Source organism: Paracoccus sp. P2, assembly GCF_046335115.1.
Lineage (GTDB): Bacteria > Pseudomonadota > Alphaproteobacteria > Rhodobacterales > Rhodobacteraceae > Paracoccus > Paracoccus pantotrophus.
This window is the reverse complement of record NZ_JBGOSN010000008.1, coordinates 118,706-133,705: the sequence shown is the minus strand read 5'-3', so window position 1 is coordinate 133,705 and position 15,000 is coordinate 118,706. Positions and strand designations below refer to the sequence as shown.

The following is a 15,000-nucleotide window of genomic DNA, read 5'->3' as shown; positions in this document are numbered from 1 at the left end:
CGCCATTGGGCCCGATCAGCGCATGGATGCGCGCATGCGCCACGTCCAGGTCGACATCGTTCACCGCCGTGAAACCCGCGAAATCCCGCCCAAGGCCGCGGGCCATCAGGACGGTCTCACCCTGTCGGTGCAATGCGTGACTGTCTGTTTTCATCATGTTCTCCGCTGTTCTGAAGAACCCGCCGAGCCGCTGGCGTGGCCCGGCGGGCAGCGTTCACTTCACCAGCGGGCAGCCGCTCTTGGCCGGGTCCAGATAGGCCTGATCGCCCGGAACCGTCGCCAGCACGTTGTAGAAATCGGAATCGCCCTTCATGTCGCCCGGCGCCTTGACTTCGAGCAGATAGACATCCGAGACCATGCGGCCATTCGGCCAGACCACGCCATTCGATGCAAAGGAGTCATTGACCGGCATCTCGTGCAGCTTGGCCGCGACCGCATCGGCATCGTCGGTGCCCGCCGCCTCGATGGCCTTGAGATATTGCAGCACCGCCGAATAGGTGCCGGCATGGATCATGTTGGGATAGACCCCGGCCTTGGCCTTGATCCGTTCGCCCAGTTCTCGCGAGGTGTCGTCGCGATCCCAGTAATAGGATTCCGCCAGATACAGTCCCTGCGCCGATTCGGCGCCCAAGCCGCGCACTTCGGACAGGGTGACCAGCAGGGCCGCAAGCCTCTGCCCGCTCTGGGTGATGCCGAATTCGGCCGCTTGCTTGATGGCGCTTTGCGCGTCGAGACCGGCACTGGCCAGGCCGATCACCTTGGCCCCTGAGGACTGCGCCTGCAGCAGGAAGGACGAGAAATCGGGCGTGGACAGCGGATGACGGACCGAGCCGAGGACCTGGCCACCTGCGGCTTCGACCACGGCGCGGCCGCTGGCTTCCAGATTGTGGCCGAAAGCGTAGTCGGCAGTCAGGAAATACCAGTTGTCGCCGCCCTCCTTGACCAACGCGCCACCAGTCACGTTCGACAGCATGTTGGTGTCATAGACCCAATGGAAGCCATAGGGGGTGCAAGCTTTTCCGGTCAGATCGGTCGTGGCCGAGCCCGTGGTGATGGTGATCTTCTTCATGTCCTTCGACAGGCCCTGGACGGCAAGGGCGACCGCCGAATTGTTCAGATCCATGATCGCATCGACCTGCTCGGTGTCATACCATTGCCGGGCGATGTTCGAGGCGATGTCGGTCTTGTTCTGGTGATCGGCAAAAACGACCTCGATGGGCTTGCCCAGCACCGTTCCGCCGAATTCCTCGACGGCGACGCGGGCCGCCTCGACCGAGGTGCGGCCGGTCGTGTCGGCATAGACGCCGGACTGGTCGTTCAGGATGCCGATCTTGACCACCCCGTCCGAGATCTCCCCGGCCAGCGCCGGCGCGGACAGCGCGCTGGTCGCCGCCAGAAGGGTCAGCAGTTTTATCATGGTATTTCCTCCCCATTATGCCCGCAGGACAGTGTCCTCTTGGTCGCTGCGGGTGATTTTCAGTTGACGATGGTGGCTTCGGTGGCGGCGCGGACCTGATCCAGCGTCACACCGTCGGCCAGTTCGATCAGGCGCAGCCCGCCCGGCACCACGTCGAAGACGCCAAGGCCGGTGATGATGCGGTCCACCACGCCCTTGCCGGTCAGCGGCAGGCTGCATTGGCGCAAGAGCTTGCTTTCGCCGGCCTTGCTGGTGTGGTCCATGACCACGATCACCCGGCCGACGCCCGCGACCAGGTCCATCGCGCCGCCCATGCCCTTGACCAGCTTGCCGGGCACCATCCAGTTCGCCAGATCGCCGGTTTCCGACACCTGCATCGCGCCCAGGATGGCGGCGGCGATCTTGCCGCCCCGGATCATGGCGAAGCTTTTGGCACTGTCGAAGAAGGCCGCGTGCGGCAGGGCGGTGACGGTCTGCTTGCCGGCATTGATCAGGTCGGCATCCACCTGATCCTCGGTCGGATAGGGGCCGGCGCCCAGCATGCCGTTTTCGGAGTGGAAGGTGATCGTCACCCCCTCGGGGATGAAGTTCGACACCCGCGTGGGAATGCCGATGCCAAGGTTGACATACATGCCGTCTTGCAGCTCGGCGGCGGCGCGGCGCGCCATCTCATCGCGATCCCAGGCCATGGCTGTCCCTTACGCTGCGCGCAATATGCGCTGTTCGATGCGTTTTTCGTGCTGCCCCTGGATGATCCGGTGCACATAGATGCCGGGCAGGTGGATGTGGTCGGGATCAAGGGCGCCCGCCGGCACGATCTCCTCGACCTCGGCGATGCAGATGCGGCCGCATTTCGCCGCCGGCGGATTGAAGTTGCGCGCCGTCTTGCGAAAGACGAGATTACCGGTCGGATCGGCCTTCCACGCCTTCACGATCGACAGGTCGGCGACAATGGCCTGTTCCAGGATATAGGTCTGGTCGCCGAAGTCCTTGTGCTCCTTGCCCTCGGCGATCACCGTGCCGACGCCGGTCTTGGTATAGAATCCGGGGATTCCGGCGCCGCCGGCGCGCATGCGCTCGGCCAGCGTGCCCTGCGGGTTGAACTCGACCTCCAGCTCGCCCGCAAGATATTGACGCATGAACTCGCCGTTCTCGCCGACATAGGACGAGATCATCTTGCGGATCTGGCGCGTCTCCAGCAGCAGCCCCAGCCCGAAATCGTCCACGCCGCAATTGTTGGACGCGAATGTCAGATCGCGGATGCCGGATTTGCGAATCGCCTCGATCAGCAATTCGGGAATGCCGCAGAGGCCGAATCCCCCGGCCGCGATCAGCATCCCGTCCCGCAGGATCCCGGCAAGTGCTTGGTCCGGCGTGTCGAAAACCTTTCCCATTCTCCCTCCTCCGCTTGTCTGCGGCGCTTCTCTGCAAACCGCTTGACTTGTCGTGATGACAATCACATTGTCGGACAACGCAACAACCGTCAAGCGTTCTGTTGCAGATAGGGCGAGGAGGAAGGAATGACGCAGCGCTGTTTCGTGGTGACGGGGGCCTCCAGTGGCCTGGGCGAGCATTTTGCCCGCAGGCTGGCCGCCGAAGGCCATCGCGTGGTGATGGTCGCACGCAGTGGCGACAGGCTGGAGCGGATCGCGGCAGAGATCCGCGCCGCGGGGGGGCAGGCGGACTATGCCGTGGTGGATGTCACCGATCCCGATTCGGTTACGGCGGGCTTCGCCGGCATCGAGGGTCGCATCGACGTGCTGGTGAACAATGCTGGCATCAGCAATAACGAGCCGGCGCTGACGACCACGGCCGATGGCTTCGACCGCGTCGTCGACACCAACCTGAAAGGCGTGTTCCTGTCCGCCCAGGCGGCGGCACGGCGGATGCAGGGAACGGGCGGGGCCATCGTCAATGTGGCCTCGATCCTGGGGTTGCGGGTCGCCGGCAATGTCGCGGCCTATGCCGCATCCAAGGCGGCGGTGGTGCAGCTGACGCGCGCGCTGGCGCTGGAATGGGCCCGCCATGGCATTCGCGTCAACGCGCTGTGCCCCGGCTATATCGAGACGCCGTTGAACAGCGCCTTCTTCGCCACCGAGGCCGGGAAGGCGCTGATCCGGCGCATTCCGCAGCGCCGCCTGGGCCAGCTTGCCGATCTGGACGAGCCGCTGCGGCTGCTATGTTCCGACCGCGCAACCTACCTGACCGGCGCGGTGCTGGCGGTCGATGGCGGCCATCTGGTTTCAAGCCTTTAAGGAGATGAGCATGGATTTTTCCATTTCCCCCCAGATCGAGGCCCTGCGCCGCGAGATCGCCGATTTCGTCGCCGACGAGATCCTGCCGCTGGAGGCCGATCCGGCGACTTATGACGCGCATGAGAATATCGCCGTCGAGCCGCTGCGACGGCTGCGGGCCAAGGCGCGCGACAGGGGGCTGTGGTGCCTGCAATTGCCGGAAACGCTTGGCGGCAGGGGCATCGGCCGGGTCGGCATGGCGGTCTGCTACGAAGAGATGAACCGCTCGATCTTCGGGCCGGTGGTGTTCAACTCGGCGGCGCCGGACGACGGCAACATGATGGTGATGGCCGCGCTTGGCACGCCCGAGCAGCAGGACTGGTGGCTGCGTCCCGTCGTCGAGGGCAAGGTGCGTTCGGCCTTCGCCATGACCGAGCCGGCGCCGGGCGGCGGCTCGGATCCCGGCATGATGCAGACCCGCGCCATGCGCGACGGCGACGACTATGTCGTCCACGGCCACAAGTGGTTCATCACCGGCGCGGGCGAGGCCGAGCATTTCCTGCTGCTGGCCCGCACCTCGGACGACGCGCGGCGCGGCCATACCTGTTTCCTGTTCCACCGCGACGATCCCGGCTGGCAGATCACCCGCCGCATCCCGATCATGGGCCCCGAGGAACATGGCGGCCATTGCGAACTGGTCTTCGACGGGCTGCGCATCCCGGCGCGCAACGTGGTGCTGGGCGAGGGGCGCGGCCTCAAGGTCGTGCAGACCCGGCTGGGCGTTGCGCGGCTGACCCATTGCATGCGCTGGCTGGGCCTGGCGAAACGCTGCGTCGAGATCGCGACCGATTATGCCGAGCGGCGCGAGGGCTTCGGCATCCGCCTTGCCGACCGCGAAAGCGTGCAGATCATGCTGGGCACGCTCTGCGCCGATATCGAGGTCGGGCGGCTGCTGGTGATGAAGGCGGCTTGGGAGCTGGACCGGGGCGGTTTCGCGCAGAAAGAGGTCTCGATGGCCAAGGTGCATGTGGCGAACCTGCTGCATCGCGCGGCCGACACGGCGATCCAGATCAACGGCGCGCGCGGCTATTCCAAGGATACGGTGGCCGAGTGGATCTATCGCTACGCCCGGCAGGCGCGGCTGGTCGATGGCGCGGACGAGGTACACCGGATGATCCTGAACCGCGCCCTGGCCGGCGAAGGCCGCGATTTCTGGCGCTGGGACGTGGCGGAGGCCGCCAATGCTTGATGCCGATTTCGACATTACCCGGCTGGAGGGCTTCCTTGCTGATCGCTTCGGCCCCGGCCGGCTGGTGCTCGACCGCATCTCGGGCGGGCAGTCCAACCCGACCTATGTGGTCGAATGGGGCGGTCGCAGGATGGTGCTGCGCAAGCAGCCGAACGGAGAGATCCTGCGCGGCGCTCATGCCATCGACCGCGAATATCGCGTCATGGCCGCGCTGGGACAGACCGACGTACCCGTGCCGCCGGTGGTGCTGTTCCATGACGACCCGGATGTGCTGGGCACGCCCTTCTACCTGATGGAGTTCGTCGACGGCCGGGTGTTTTCCGACTGCTCCCTGCCGGATCGCCCCCCCAAGGAGCGCCGGGCGATGTATCTGTCCATGGCCGAGACGCTGGCGCGGATGCATGCCGTCCGCCCCGATGCCGTGGGCCTGGGCGATTTCGGCCGCCCCGGCAATTACTTCGCCCGCCAGATGCGGCGCTGGGGCGGACAGCTGCGCGATTCGCCGAACAAGGACCAGGCGCTGCTGGCGCTGACCGAGACGCTTGAAGGGATGATCCCGCCCGATGACGGCCTCGTCTCGCTGGCGCATGGCGATTTCCGGCTGGGCAACATGCTGTTTCACCCGACCGAACCGCGTGTCGTAGCCGTCCTCGACTGGGAGTTGTCCACGCTGGGCCATCCGCTGGCCGATCTCGGCTTTTGCTGCATGCCCTGGCACACCGATCCGCAGGAATATGGCGGCATCCTGGGCGCTGAAAGCGAGGGCATCCCGACCGAGGCGGAATTCGTCGCGCATTACCGATCTTTCCTGCCGGCGGTGCCCGAGCCGACGCCGTTCCACCTGGCCTTCGCGCTGTTCCGTTTCGCGGTGATCTTCGTCGGAATCGCCGACCGGGCGGCGGCCGGCACGGCCTCGGACCCCGATGCGGCGCGCTATGGGCCTCTTGCGCATCGCTTTGCACTGCGTGCATGGCAGGTTCTGGGAAAGCCGTGCTATGACGACTGACACACGCCCAGAACCGCATGACAGCCGGAGATGCCGCAGATGGCCCGTTCACCCTCGGAAGCCGCCCTGATCCAGGTCGATACCGATCCGACCTACAAGCGGGTCGCCAAGGCCATCGAAGAGGCGATCATGTCCGGCCGCCTGAAGACCGGAGACACGCTGCCGACCGAGACCGAACTGGCCGCGCAATTGGGCGTCAACCGCTCGACCGTGCGCGAAGGGATCCGGGCGCTGGAAAACGCCGACCTGATCGAACGCGGCGGGGCCAAGCGCCTGATCGTGCGGGTGCCGCAGGCCAGCAAGATCGCCTGGGTCAACACCCGCGCGCTGGGGCTGATGCATGTCAGTTTCCTCGACCTGTGGGAGCTGCAATTGCAGGTCGAGCCCTTTGCGGCCTCGGTCGCGGCCGAGCGGATCGAGCCGGAGCTTTTGGAGGCGCTGCGCGAGAACGTGGCCCGGCTGGCCGAGCATCTGGACGATGACGAGAAGGTGACCTCGAACGATATCGAGTTCCACCGGCTTGTCGCGCAGGCGTCGTCGAATGCGGCGCTGTCGCTGGTCAGCGAGCCGATCCGGGTGCTGCTGTTCTCGGCCACGATCGACCTCTACGAGACGGTGCCGCAGGCCCGTCACCGGCTGCTCGAGGCGCATCGCGCCATCCTGGCCGAGATCGAAAAGGGCGACAGCGCCGAAGCCCGGCGCTGGATGGCCCGCCATATCGAGGATTTCCGGCGCGGATACGAGGTCGCGGGCTATGACCTGCGCGCCCCGATCCCCATCGACCCGCGTACGCAGGACCATTTCGGCTGAGCGCCGGGCCGGGCCGCATCCTCGATCCAAGCTGAACCCTTTGCCGCCGCGGCGGCGAAGCCATTCGCCGCGCCATGCCCGCCCGTGGCAGGCCCGGCCATGTCTGGAAAGGATGAACCATGACCAATGTCGTGATCGCCAGTGCCGTGCGCACCGCCATCGGCGATTTCGGGCGCGCGCTGGCCGCGATCCCGCCCTGCGAACTGGGCGCGCTTGTCGCGGCCGAGGCGATTTCCCGCGCGGGTCTTGCGCCCGATGCCGTGCAGCAGACCGTTTTCGGCAACGTGATCCACACCGCGCCCGAGGACATGTATCTGAGCCGCGTCGCCGCCATGCGCGCGGGCGTGCCGGAAACCGCGCCGGCGCTGACGCTGAACCGGCTCTGCGGCTCGGGCCTGCAGGCGGTGGTGACGGCGGCCGAGCAGATCATGCTGGGCAATGCCGGTGTGGCCCTGGCCGGTGGTGCCGAAAGCATGAGCCGCGCCGGCCACCTGCTGTCTGCCCGCGCCGGCCAGAAGATGGGCGATGTCCGGGCCGTGGACATGATGGTCGGCGCGCTGACCGACCCTTTCGGCGGGGTCCACATGGGCGTGACCGCCGAGAATGTCGCCGCGCGTTGCGGCATCGACCGCGCCGCGCAGGACGCCTTTGCGCTGGAATCGCATCGCCGCGCCGCCGCCGCCATCGAGGCCGGGCATTTCCGCGACCAGATCCTGCCGATCACCGTCAGGCAGGGCCGCAAGGAGGTGATCTTCGACCGCGACGAGCATGTGCGGCCGGGCGTGACGCTGGACGACCTGGCCAAATTGCACCCGGCCTTCAGCAAGGAGGGCAGCGTGACGGCGGGTAATGCCAGCGGTCTCAACGATGGCGCGGCGGCGCTGGTGCTGATGAACGAGGCGGCAGCCGGCGCGGCCGGGGTGCGTCCGCTGGCCCGGATCGTCGCCTATGGGTTGGGCGGGGTCGCGCCCGATGTGATGGGGCTGGGTCCGATCCCGGCCTCGCGGCAGGCCTTGGAACGGGCCGGGCTGGGCGTGCAGGATCTCGACGTGATCGAAAGCAACGAGGCCTTTGCCGCGCAGGCTTGCGCCGTCAGCGATGCGCTTGGCTTTGATCCGGCGCGGGTCAATCCCAATGGCGGTGCGGTGGCGCTTGGCCATCCCATCGGCGCCTCGGGCGCGATTATCCTGACCAAGCTGATCTACGAACTGAACCGGACCGGCGGCCGCTACGGTCTTGCGACCATGTGCATCGGCGGCGGCCAGGGCATCGCCGTGATCGTCGAGGCCCTGGGGGGCGCGGCATGAGGCTCTCGATCATCGGCGCCGGCACCATGGGCGGCGGCATCGCCATCACCAGCCTGAAGGCCGGCATCCCGACCACGGTCGTCGATACCACCCAGGCCGCTCTGGACCGGCTGCGCGACCGCATCGACCGTCATCTGGCGCGCGAGGTCAAAAAGGGCCGCATGGAGGCGGCAGGGGCCGATGCGGCCCGCGCCTGCCTGGCGGTTTCGACCGACCTCGGCGCGGTGTCGGGCAGCGAGTTGCTGATCGAGGCGGTGTTCGAGGATCTGGCGGTCAAGCACGAGCTGCTGTCTCGGGTGCAGGATGTGCTGCGGCCGGATGCGGTGATCGCCACCAATACCTCCTGCCTGCAGGTCGCTGACATCGCCCGGGCGCTGGACGATCCCGGGCGGCTGCTGGGCCTGCATTACTTCAGCCCGGCCGAGATCTGCCCTACGGTCGAGGTGATCTCGACGCCCGAGACCCGCGCGGCGATCCGCCAGCGCGCGCTGGATTTCCTGGCGCGGACGGGCAAGTCGCCCTTGCCCTGCAAGGACAGCCCCGGCTTTGCCTTGAACCGCTTCTTCTGCCCCTATTGCAACGAGGCGGTGCGGCTGCTGGACGAGGGCATTGCCACGCCGGGCCAGATCGACGCCGTGGCCTGCGCCAGTTTCGGGGTGCCGGCGGGGCCGTTCCGGGTGATGAACCTGACCAAGCCGGTCATCATGCTGCGGGCGATGCAGGGGCTGGAACGGCTGGGCGCCTTCTATCGCCCGGCGCAGGGCTTGCTGCGGACCGGAGGCGAGGGCGCGGATTGGCTGATCGACGGTGATCCGCCCGCCTTGCCCGATGCCGCGCGGGCGGAGGTCGCCCGGCGCCTGACCATGGCGCTGTGCCGCCCGGCGGCCGAGGTTCTGGCAGAAGGCGCGGTCGCGCCCGAGGATCTGGATCGCGGCGCGCGCGAGGCGCTGCGCTTCCAGCGCACGCCGATCACGCTGCTGGGGGCGCTTTCGCCCGATGACAGGCAACGGCTGGAGGCCATGGGTGCAGCGTCGTGAAACTGGCGCAACAACGGGGGAAGGCACGGCTGCCTTCCCCCGCACCATTTAACGCAGGTTCAGGCGGGCGGCGAGCTTTGCGAACCTGCCGAAGGGCGCGTGCAGCAGCCTTGCCGGGTTCCAGCGGCCCTGTGCATAGATGCCCTTGGCATGGCTCATGGCGCGGAAACCCTCGGGGCCGTGATAGGCGCCCATGCCGCTGGGGCCGATGCCGCCAAAGGGCAGGTCGTCCTGCGCCACATGCATCATCGTCGCATTGATGCAGACATTGCCCGAGGTGGTCTGGGCCAGCAGCTTCCCGCACTCCGCATCGCGGGGGCCGAAGTAATACAGCGCCAGCGGCCGGGGGCGGGCGTTCACGAAAGCGATGACCTCGTCCATGGTCTCGTAGCTCCGCACCGGCAGGATGGGGCCGAAGATCTCGTCCTGCATGACCGCGCAATCGTCGCCGGCATTCAGCACCAGCGTGGGCGCAATGGTCTGGGGGCGGCTCGCGGCGCTGTCGGGGCGGTGGCCGACGGGGATGATCTCGGCGCCCTTTGTCTTGGCATCCTCCAGCAAGCCGTTCAGGCGCGCGAAATGCCGGTCGTTGATGATCGCGGTATAGTCGGGACTGGTCGGCCCTGCGGGATAGAAGCGCCTGACCGTTTCCTCATAAGCAGCGCGGAAGGCGTCGAGGTCGTCGCGATGCACCAGCGCGTAATCCGGCGCTACGCAGGTCTGGCCGCCGTTCGACAGCTTGCCGAAGGTCAGCCCCTCCATGGTGCGGCGATTGACCTGGCCGGGCGCGATGATGGCGGGGCTTTTCCCGCCCAGTTCCAGCGTCAGCGGCACCAGGTTTTCGGACGCCGCCTGCATGACCTTGCGCCCGACCGGCGTGCTGCCGGTAAACAGCAGATGGTCGAAGGGCAGGCGGCTGAAGGCGGCCCCCACCTCGGGGCCGCCGAGGATCACCGCGACCTCGTCCTCGGGAAAGGCTTCGGCCAGCATGTCGCGCAGCAGCGCGCTGGTGCGCTGTGTCAGTTCCGAGGGCTTCAGCATGGCGCGGTTGCCGGCCGCCAGCGCCGTGGCCAGCGGGATCAGCACCAGCGAGACCGGGTAGTTCCAGGGCGCCATGATGCCGATGATGCCCTTGGGCTGGTATTCGACCCAGGCGCGGCCGGCGCGATAGGTCGGGGCGACGTGCCGTTTTTGTGGCCGCATGAAGCGGCGCAGGTTCTTTTGCAGATAGTCGATGGCCTGAACGACCACCATCAGTTCGAGAAGGTCGCTTTCATGCGCCGAGCGGTGGCTGAAATCCGCGCTGATGGCGCGGGCCAGGTCGCGGCGATGCGCCAGCGTCGCCTTGCGCAGCCGGGCCAGCCTGTCCCGGCGCATGCCGATGTCGGGCGCGCCCTCGGTCAGGAAGGCTTGGCGCTGGCGTTCCAGCACGGCGGTCATCTCGGGATCTGGCATCGTCTTTTCCGTCTGGCAGGGGCGCGCCGGGACCGGCCCGGCGCGCAGGGTATCAGGACCTGATGAACTTCAGGATGTCGGCGTTGACCACATCGGCATTCACCGTCAGCATCCCGTGCGAGAATCCGGGATAGATGATCAACTGGCTGTTTGGCAAAAGCTTGTCCTGCATGATTGCCGCTGCCTTGTAGGGCACGACCTGATCGTCGTCGCCCTGCATCACCAGCGTGGGCACGGTGATCGCCTTCAGATCCTCGGTCTGGTCGGTTTCCGAGAAGGCCCTGATGCCTTCGTAATGCGCCTTGGCGCTGCCCATCATGCCCTGGCGCCACCAGTTTTCGATCACGCCCTGCGAGGGTTCGGCGCCCGGCCGGTTGTAGCCGTAGAACGGACCCGAAGGCACATCGAGGAAGAATTGCGCCCGGTTGGCGGCCAGTGCGGCGCGGAACCCGTCGAAAACCTCGATCGGCGTGCCTTCGGGATTGTCGGGCGTCCTGACCATCAGCGGCGGCACCGCGCTGACCAGCACCGCCTTGGCCACGCGGCCCTGCGGCTGGCCATATTGCGCGACATAGCGCGCGACCTGGCCGCCGCCGGTGGAATGGCCGATATGGATGGCGTTCCTCAGGTCCAGATGCTCGGCCACGGCCGAGGCGTCGGCGGCGTAATGGTCCATGTCATGGCCCTCGCCGACCTGGGCCGAGCGGCCATGCCCGCGCCGGTCATGCGCGACGACGCGATAGCCCTGGGCCAGGAAGAACAGCATCTGGTTGTCCCAGTCGTCGGCGCTGAGCGGCCAGCCGTGGTGGAAGTGGATCGGCTGGGCGTCCTTCGGGCCCCAGTCCTTGTAATAGATCTCGACGCCGTCCTTGGTGGTGACGAAGCTCATGGTCGTTTCTCCTTTGCTTGGGGGTTCAGCCCCGGTCGGGGATGGAGATCGGGCGCGGCAGGTGCAGCGCCATCTGGCTGTCGCGGACCACGTCCAGCCGGATGATCCGGCCCGCGCCCAGCCCGTCCAGAAGCCGGCTCATGGTGCCGCCGCCGCGGGTGACGGTGACACCCTTCGGCATGGTCACCTCGGCCAGTTCCGTCGGGTTCGACTGCACCAGGGTCTGGTGCCAGGCCCCGTCCAGCAGCCCGACCGAGATATTGGTGCCGATCCGCGATTGCGACGGCACCTGCCGCAGCCGGGGCAGCGGCGCGCGGACGGCCAGGTCGGTGCTGCCGTCCGGCGACTGGATGCTGGCCGAGACCGCGCCGTCGAGGTTCAGGTCGATCTTCGCCAGCCATTTCGGCAGCTGATAGCCCATCACGCCGCGCAGCCGCGCGATCTCGGTATCGACGGGCAGCGCCAGGACATGGGCGTGGAAGGTGCGGCGGCGGATGGATTGCAGCAGTTCCAGCGGTCCGGGCCGGCGCGAGCCGGGGCGGCGCAGGATCGCTGCGATCGACACCTCGTTATAGGGATCGTTGTCGCAGACCTGGTAGGAAAAATAGGTCAGTGCCACCAGCCCGTGCCGCGGCAGGACATGCAGCGGCTCCAGCGGCGGCGGCAGCAGCGCGGCGAGCTTGGTCAGCGGCGCCAGGAACAACAGTTGCACCGTGCTGGCGCGGTAATAGAAATTCGGGCTCCATGCCGGGCCGAGCCGGGTCTGCAACTGCACCTTGGGGATGCGGCGGAAGAAGTCGATATTGCCCGCCGCCGGATCGCGCGCCACCGCGTCCAGATCGGGATTCGAGCGGAAGCGGTCGTAATAGCCGCCCGCCGGAACCTGCAGCTTGTGGCCGGCGAATTCGACCTCGACCGTCTCTTGCGTCATTCTCGCGTCCTTCCGTCATTCCAGGGCGGCCCGTCACGCGACAGGTGCCTGATTCCCATTTGCCGGAATGACTGTAGCCCTTGAACCTAGGTTCAAGGTCAAGCGGGAATGGTCCGGGGCAGGTTCGCGGGCTCAACCCGTCGGGCAGGCGCGCGGTTTCGACGCTTATCCTTGCGCCCTTCGCTGCTGCAATTCGCTGATCAGGGCCTTGATGCGGCTCTTGCGCAGTTTGGCTTCGGCGATGATCGCATCGACGGTGGTCAGCTTTTCGGACAGAAGCTGGATCGCCTCGTCGCAGGAAATCGGATGCTCGCCCTCGGCGATCTCGACGCCGGCGATTTCCTTCAGCGAAAAGCCCAGGGACTGGGCCTGCTCGATGAAGCGCAGGATGGCGACCAGTTCCTCGGGGTAATCGCGATAGCCGTTCTCGCCGCGGACGGCCGGGGCGATGATGCCGCGCTTCTCGTAAAACCGGATGCGCGAGGTGGTCACGCCCGCTGCCTTGGCAATCTCGCCGATTTTCATTCCCGCCTCTTGACCTTGAACTTAGGTTTAAAGCTTATATCGCCTTGCGTCACGATGCAAAAGGATCATGCCGCATGACCGCTACCCCCGAAACCCCGCTGTTCCAGCCGCTTCAATTGCCCGGCGGCCAGATCGTCAAGAACCGCATCGCCAAGGCGGCGATGGAGGAAAACATGGCCGATGCCGGCCACCTGCCGGGTGCGGAATTGCACCGGCTCTATCGCCGCTGGGCCGAGGGCGGGGCAGGGCTCTTGCTGACCGGCAATGTCATGGTCGCCCCCGATGCGGTGACCGGGCCGGCCGGGGTGATCCTGGACGCCAGCCAGCCGCTGCAGCCGTTCCGCGCATGGGCGCAGGCCGGGCGCGCGAATGGTGCGCGGCTGTGGATGCAGATCAACCATCCCGGCCGCCAAGTCTATGCCGCGACCAACCCGCAGGCCATCGCGCCCTCGGCCGTGCCCATGGCGATCGAGGGCTATGCGCATCTCTTTGCCCGGCCCCGCGCCATGACTGAGGCCGAGATCGCCGAGGTGATCCGCCGCTTTGCCGACACCGCCGCGCTGGCCGAGCAGGCCGGGTTCGACGGCGTGCAGGTCCATGCCGCGCATGGCTATCTGCTGAGCCAGTTCCTGTCGCCCCTGACCAACCGGCGCGAGGATCGCTGGGGCGGGTCGCTGGAAAACCGCGCCCGCATCCTGGTCGAGATCATCCGCGCCATCCGCGCCCGCGTGGCGCCGGGCTTTGGCGTCGGCGTCAAGCTGAACTCCTCGGATTTCCAGAAGGGCGGGTTTGAGGCGCAGGACGCGGTGGCGGTGGTGCGCATGCTGAACGAATTGCCCGTGGATCTGGTCGAGCTTTCGGGCGGCAGCTATGAAAGCCCGGCCATGCACGGCCGGCCGCAACAGGCCAGCACCCGCCAAAGCACCTTGGCCCGCGAGGCCTATTTCGTCGATTTCGCCCGCGACATCGTGGCCGAGGCGCGCATGCCGGTGATGGTGACGGGCGGCATCCGCCGCCGCGCCACCGCCGAGGCCGCGCTGGCACCCGAGGGCGACCGCGCCGGCGTGGCCATGGTCGGCCTCGCGCAGGCGCTGGCCTATGCCCCGGACCTGCCGAACCGCTGGCAGGCGGGCGAGGCCGCGGTCGATGTGCCGATGGTGCGCTGGAAGAACCGCGCACTTTCGGGCCTGGCCACCATGGCGCTGACCAAGCTGCAACTGCGCCGCCTCGGTGCCGGCCGCAGCCCGCGCCCGCAGGCCTGGGCGCCTTGGGTGCTGGTCCGCGACCGGCTGCGCATGGCGCGCCGCAGCCGCCGCTATCGCAGCTGGTTGCAACGCCGCTCTGCCGCATGAGAGGATCGGGCATGCACAAGCGCATTTTGCATGTCGTGACCAACCGCGGTCACTATGACGATCCAGGTCGCAAGACCGGGCTCTGGCTGTCGGAGTTGAGCCATGCCTGGGACGCGTTCGCAGCCCAGGGCTATCGGCAGGACATTGTCAGCCCGGCCGGCGGGGTTTCTCCGCTGGAGCCGCGGGCGCTGAAATGGCCGCTGCTCGACGCCTCGGCCCGGGCCTGGCTGAACGATCCGGCGCGCATGGCGCTGCTGGAGCGGACGGCCGCGCCGGAGGAGGTCGACGCCGACGCCTATGATGCGATCTATTTCACCGGTGGCCATGGCGTGATGTGGGACTTCCCCGGCAGCGCCGGCTTGCAGGACATCACGCGGCGGATATGGGAGCGTGGCGCGATCGTCTCGGCAGTCTGCCACGGCTATTGCGGGCTGCTGAATACCCGGCTGGCCGATGGCCGTCTGCTGGTCGAGGACCGCCGCCTGACCGGCTTTTCCTGGACCGAGGAGAGCCTTGCTGGCGTGGCGAAGCACATGCCCTACAATGCCGAGGCCGAGATGAAGCGGCGCGGCGCGCGCTATGGCAAGGCGCTGCTGCCCTTTGTGCCCCATGTCGTGACCGATGGCAGGCTGGTGACCGGACAGAACCCGGCTTCGGCCAAGGCCACGGCACGTCAAGTCGTCAAGATGCTGAAGGCGTGACGGCGGTCGGGATGATCCTGCGCGGGCCCGAGGTCAGTCCATAGGTCGCGATGGAGCAGGTCATTGGAAAACAGAAAGGCCATTGCC

Annotated in this window: 15 protein-coding genes and 1 pseudogene; 8 read left to right on the top strand and 8 right to left on the bottom strand. The window is 67.2% G+C overall.

Translation table 11 applies throughout. From position 1 onward, the window contains the following. From ACDP63_RS07765 to ACDP63_RS07750, 4 genes and pseudogenes are all read right to left on the bottom strand, one after another. Positions 1 to 154 (bottom strand): annotated as a pseudogene (locus ACDP63_RS07765) (ABC transporter ATP-binding protein); the annotation flags it as partial. A gap of 60 nt (positions 155 to 214) precedes the next feature. Beyond that, complete coding sequence (locus ACDP63_RS07760) at positions 215 to 1,417, bottom strand: ABC transporter substrate-binding protein (RefSeq protein ID WP_024846211.1); 1,203 nt, start codon at positions 1,415 to 1,417, stop codon at positions 215 to 217. Positions 1,418 to 1,476: 59 nt separating this feature from the next. After that, positions 1,477 to 2,106, bottom strand: coding sequence for a CoA transferase subunit B (locus tag ACDP63_RS07755; RefSeq protein WP_409927887.1), 630 nt, complete (start codon positions 2,104 to 2,106; stop codon positions 1,477 to 1,479). Positions 2,107 to 2,115: 9 nt separating this feature from the next. Then, positions 2,116 to 2,811: a CoA transferase subunit A gene (locus ACDP63_RS07750; RefSeq protein ID WP_024845917.1), complete on the bottom strand. Its 696-nt coding sequence runs from the start codon at positions 2,809 to 2,811 to the stop codon at positions 2,116 to 2,118. A gap of 126 nt (positions 2,812 to 2,937) precedes the next feature. On the opposite strand from ACDP63_RS07750, the gene ACDP63_RS07745 reads away from it, so the two are divergent. From ACDP63_RS07745 to ACDP63_RS07720, 6 genes are all read left to right on the top strand, one after another. Next, complete coding sequence (locus tag ACDP63_RS07745) at positions 2,938 to 3,672, top strand: SDR family NAD(P)-dependent oxidoreductase (RefSeq protein ID WP_024845918.1); 735 nt, start codon at positions 2,938 to 2,940, stop codon at positions 3,670 to 3,672. 10 nt (positions 3,673 to 3,682) lie between these two features. Beyond that, complete coding sequence (locus ACDP63_RS07740) at positions 3,683 to 4,900, top strand: acyl-CoA dehydrogenase family protein (RefSeq protein ID WP_028709955.1); 1,218 nt, start codon at positions 3,683 to 3,685, stop codon at positions 4,898 to 4,900. After that, positions 4,893 to 5,906 (top strand): phosphotransferase family protein, encoded by a 1,014-nt coding sequence (locus tag ACDP63_RS07735; protein WP_024845919.1) that lies wholly within the window; start codon positions 4,893 to 4,895, stop codon positions 5,904 to 5,906. Before ACDP63_RS07740 ends, ACDP63_RS07735 begins: the two co-directional genes overlap by 8 nt. Before the next feature lie 39 nt (positions 5,907 to 5,945). Then, a complete protein-coding gene (locus tag ACDP63_RS07730; RefSeq protein WP_036748443.1) occupies positions 5,946 to 6,716 on the top strand; it encodes a FadR/GntR family transcriptional regulator in 771 nt (256 codons plus the stop codon). Between the two features lie 119 nt (positions 6,717 to 6,835). After that, entirely contained in the window at positions 6,836 to 8,023 is a 1,188-nt protein-coding gene (bktB, locus tag ACDP63_RS07725) for a beta-ketothiolase BktB (protein WP_024845921.1), read from the top strand. Beyond that, the gene (locus tag ACDP63_RS07720) at positions 8,020 to 9,060 is read left to right on the top strand and encodes a 3-hydroxyacyl-CoA dehydrogenase family protein (protein ID WP_024845922.1); all 1,041 of its coding nucleotides are present in this window, start codon (positions 8,020 to 8,022) and stop codon (positions 9,058 to 9,060) included. The genes bktB and ACDP63_RS07720 overlap by 4 nt, the downstream gene beginning before the upstream one ends. Before the next feature lie 48 nt (positions 9,061 to 9,108). Here the strand turns inward: ACDP63_RS07720 and ACDP63_RS07715 are convergent, their stop codons facing one another. From ACDP63_RS07715 to ACDP63_RS07700, 4 genes are all read right to left on the bottom strand, one after another. Continuing rightward, a complete protein-coding gene (locus ACDP63_RS07715; RefSeq protein ID WP_036748430.1) occupies positions 9,109 to 10,515 on the bottom strand; it encodes a coniferyl aldehyde dehydrogenase in 1,407 nt (468 codons plus the stop codon). Positions 10,516 to 10,567: 52 nt separating this feature from the next. After that, entirely contained in the window at positions 10,568 to 11,404 is an 837-nt protein-coding gene (locus ACDP63_RS07710) for an alpha/beta fold hydrolase (RefSeq protein WP_024845924.1), read from the bottom strand. Positions 11,405 to 11,429: 25 nt separating this feature from the next. Beyond that, entirely contained in the window at positions 11,430 to 12,335 is a 906-nt protein-coding gene (locus ACDP63_RS07705; RefSeq protein WP_024845925.1) for an acetoacetate decarboxylase family protein, read from the bottom strand. A 165-nt stretch (positions 12,336 to 12,500) separates the two neighbouring features. Next, positions 12,501 to 12,860, bottom strand: coding sequence for a MerR family transcriptional regulator (locus tag ACDP63_RS07700; RefSeq protein ID WP_024845926.1), 360 nt, complete (start codon positions 12,858 to 12,860; stop codon positions 12,501 to 12,503). A gap of 74 nt (positions 12,861 to 12,934) precedes the next feature. Here ACDP63_RS07700 and ACDP63_RS07695 point away from each other — a divergent pair, with 74 nt between their 5' ends. Further along, positions 12,935 to 14,212: an NADH:flavin oxidoreductase/NADH oxidase family protein gene (locus ACDP63_RS07695; RefSeq protein ID WP_024845927.1), complete on the top strand. Its 1,278-nt coding sequence runs from the start codon at positions 12,935 to 12,937 to the stop codon at positions 14,210 to 14,212. 11 nt (positions 14,213 to 14,223) lie between these two features. After that, positions 14,224 to 14,913 (top strand): type 1 glutamine amidotransferase domain-containing protein, encoded by a 690-nt coding sequence (locus ACDP63_RS07690; RefSeq protein WP_024845928.1) that lies wholly within the window; start codon positions 14,224 to 14,226, stop codon positions 14,911 to 14,913. Positions 14,914 to 15,000 lie beyond the last annotated feature (87 nt).

Coding starts and splice junctions, on each gene's coding strand:
- ACDP63_RS07750 (WP_024845917.1), bottom strand. CDS start 2,811: ATGGGAAAGGTTTTCGACACGCCGGACCAAGCACTTGCCGGGATCCTG.
- ACDP63_RS07745 (WP_024845918.1), top strand. CDS start 2,938: ATGACGCAGCGCTGTTTCGTGGTGACGGGGGCCTCCAGTGGCCTGGGC.
- bktB (WP_024845921.1), top strand. CDS start 6,836: ATGACCAATGTCGTGATCGCCAGTGCCGTGCGCACCGCCATCGGCGAT.
- ACDP63_RS07690 (WP_024845928.1), top strand. CDS start 14,224: ATGCACAAGCGCATTTTGCATGTCGTGACCAACCGCGGTCACTATGAC.
- ACDP63_RS07715 (WP_036748430.1), bottom strand. CDS start 10,515: ATGCCAGATCCCGAGATGACCGCCGTGCTGGAACGCCAGCGCCAAGCC.
- ACDP63_RS07695 (WP_024845927.1), top strand. CDS start 12,935: ATGACCGCTACCCCCGAAACCCCGCTGTTCCAGCCGCTTCAATTGCCC.
- ACDP63_RS07710 (WP_024845924.1), bottom strand. CDS start 11,404: ATGAGCTTCGTCACCACCAAGGACGGCGTCGAGATCTATTACAAGGAC.
- ACDP63_RS07740 (WP_028709955.1), top strand. CDS start 3,683: ATGGATTTTTCCATTTCCCCCCAGATCGAGGCCCTGCGCCGCGAGATC.
- ACDP63_RS07735 (WP_024845919.1), top strand. CDS start 4,893: ATGCTTGATGCCGATTTCGACATTACCCGGCTGGAGGGCTTCCTTGCT.
- ACDP63_RS07700 (WP_024845926.1), bottom strand. CDS start 12,860: ATGAAAATCGGCGAGATTGCCAAGGCAGCGGGCGTGACCACCTCGCGC.
- ACDP63_RS07730 (WP_036748443.1), top strand. CDS start 5,946: ATGGCCCGTTCACCCTCGGAAGCCGCCCTGATCCAGGTCGATACCGAT.
- ACDP63_RS07760 (WP_024846211.1), bottom strand. CDS start 1,417: ATGATAAAACTGCTGACCCTTCTGGCGGCGACCAGCGCGCTGTCCGCG.
- ACDP63_RS07755 (WP_409927887.1), bottom strand. CDS start 2,106: ATGGCCTGGGATCGCGATGAGATGGCGCGCCGCGCCGCCGCCGAGCTG.
- ACDP63_RS07720 (WP_024845922.1), top strand. CDS start 8,020: ATGAGGCTCTCGATCATCGGCGCCGGCACCATGGGCGGCGGCATCGCC.
- ACDP63_RS07705 (WP_024845925.1), bottom strand. CDS start 12,335: ATGACGCAAGAGACGGTCGAGGTCGAATTCGCCGGCCACAAGCTGCAG.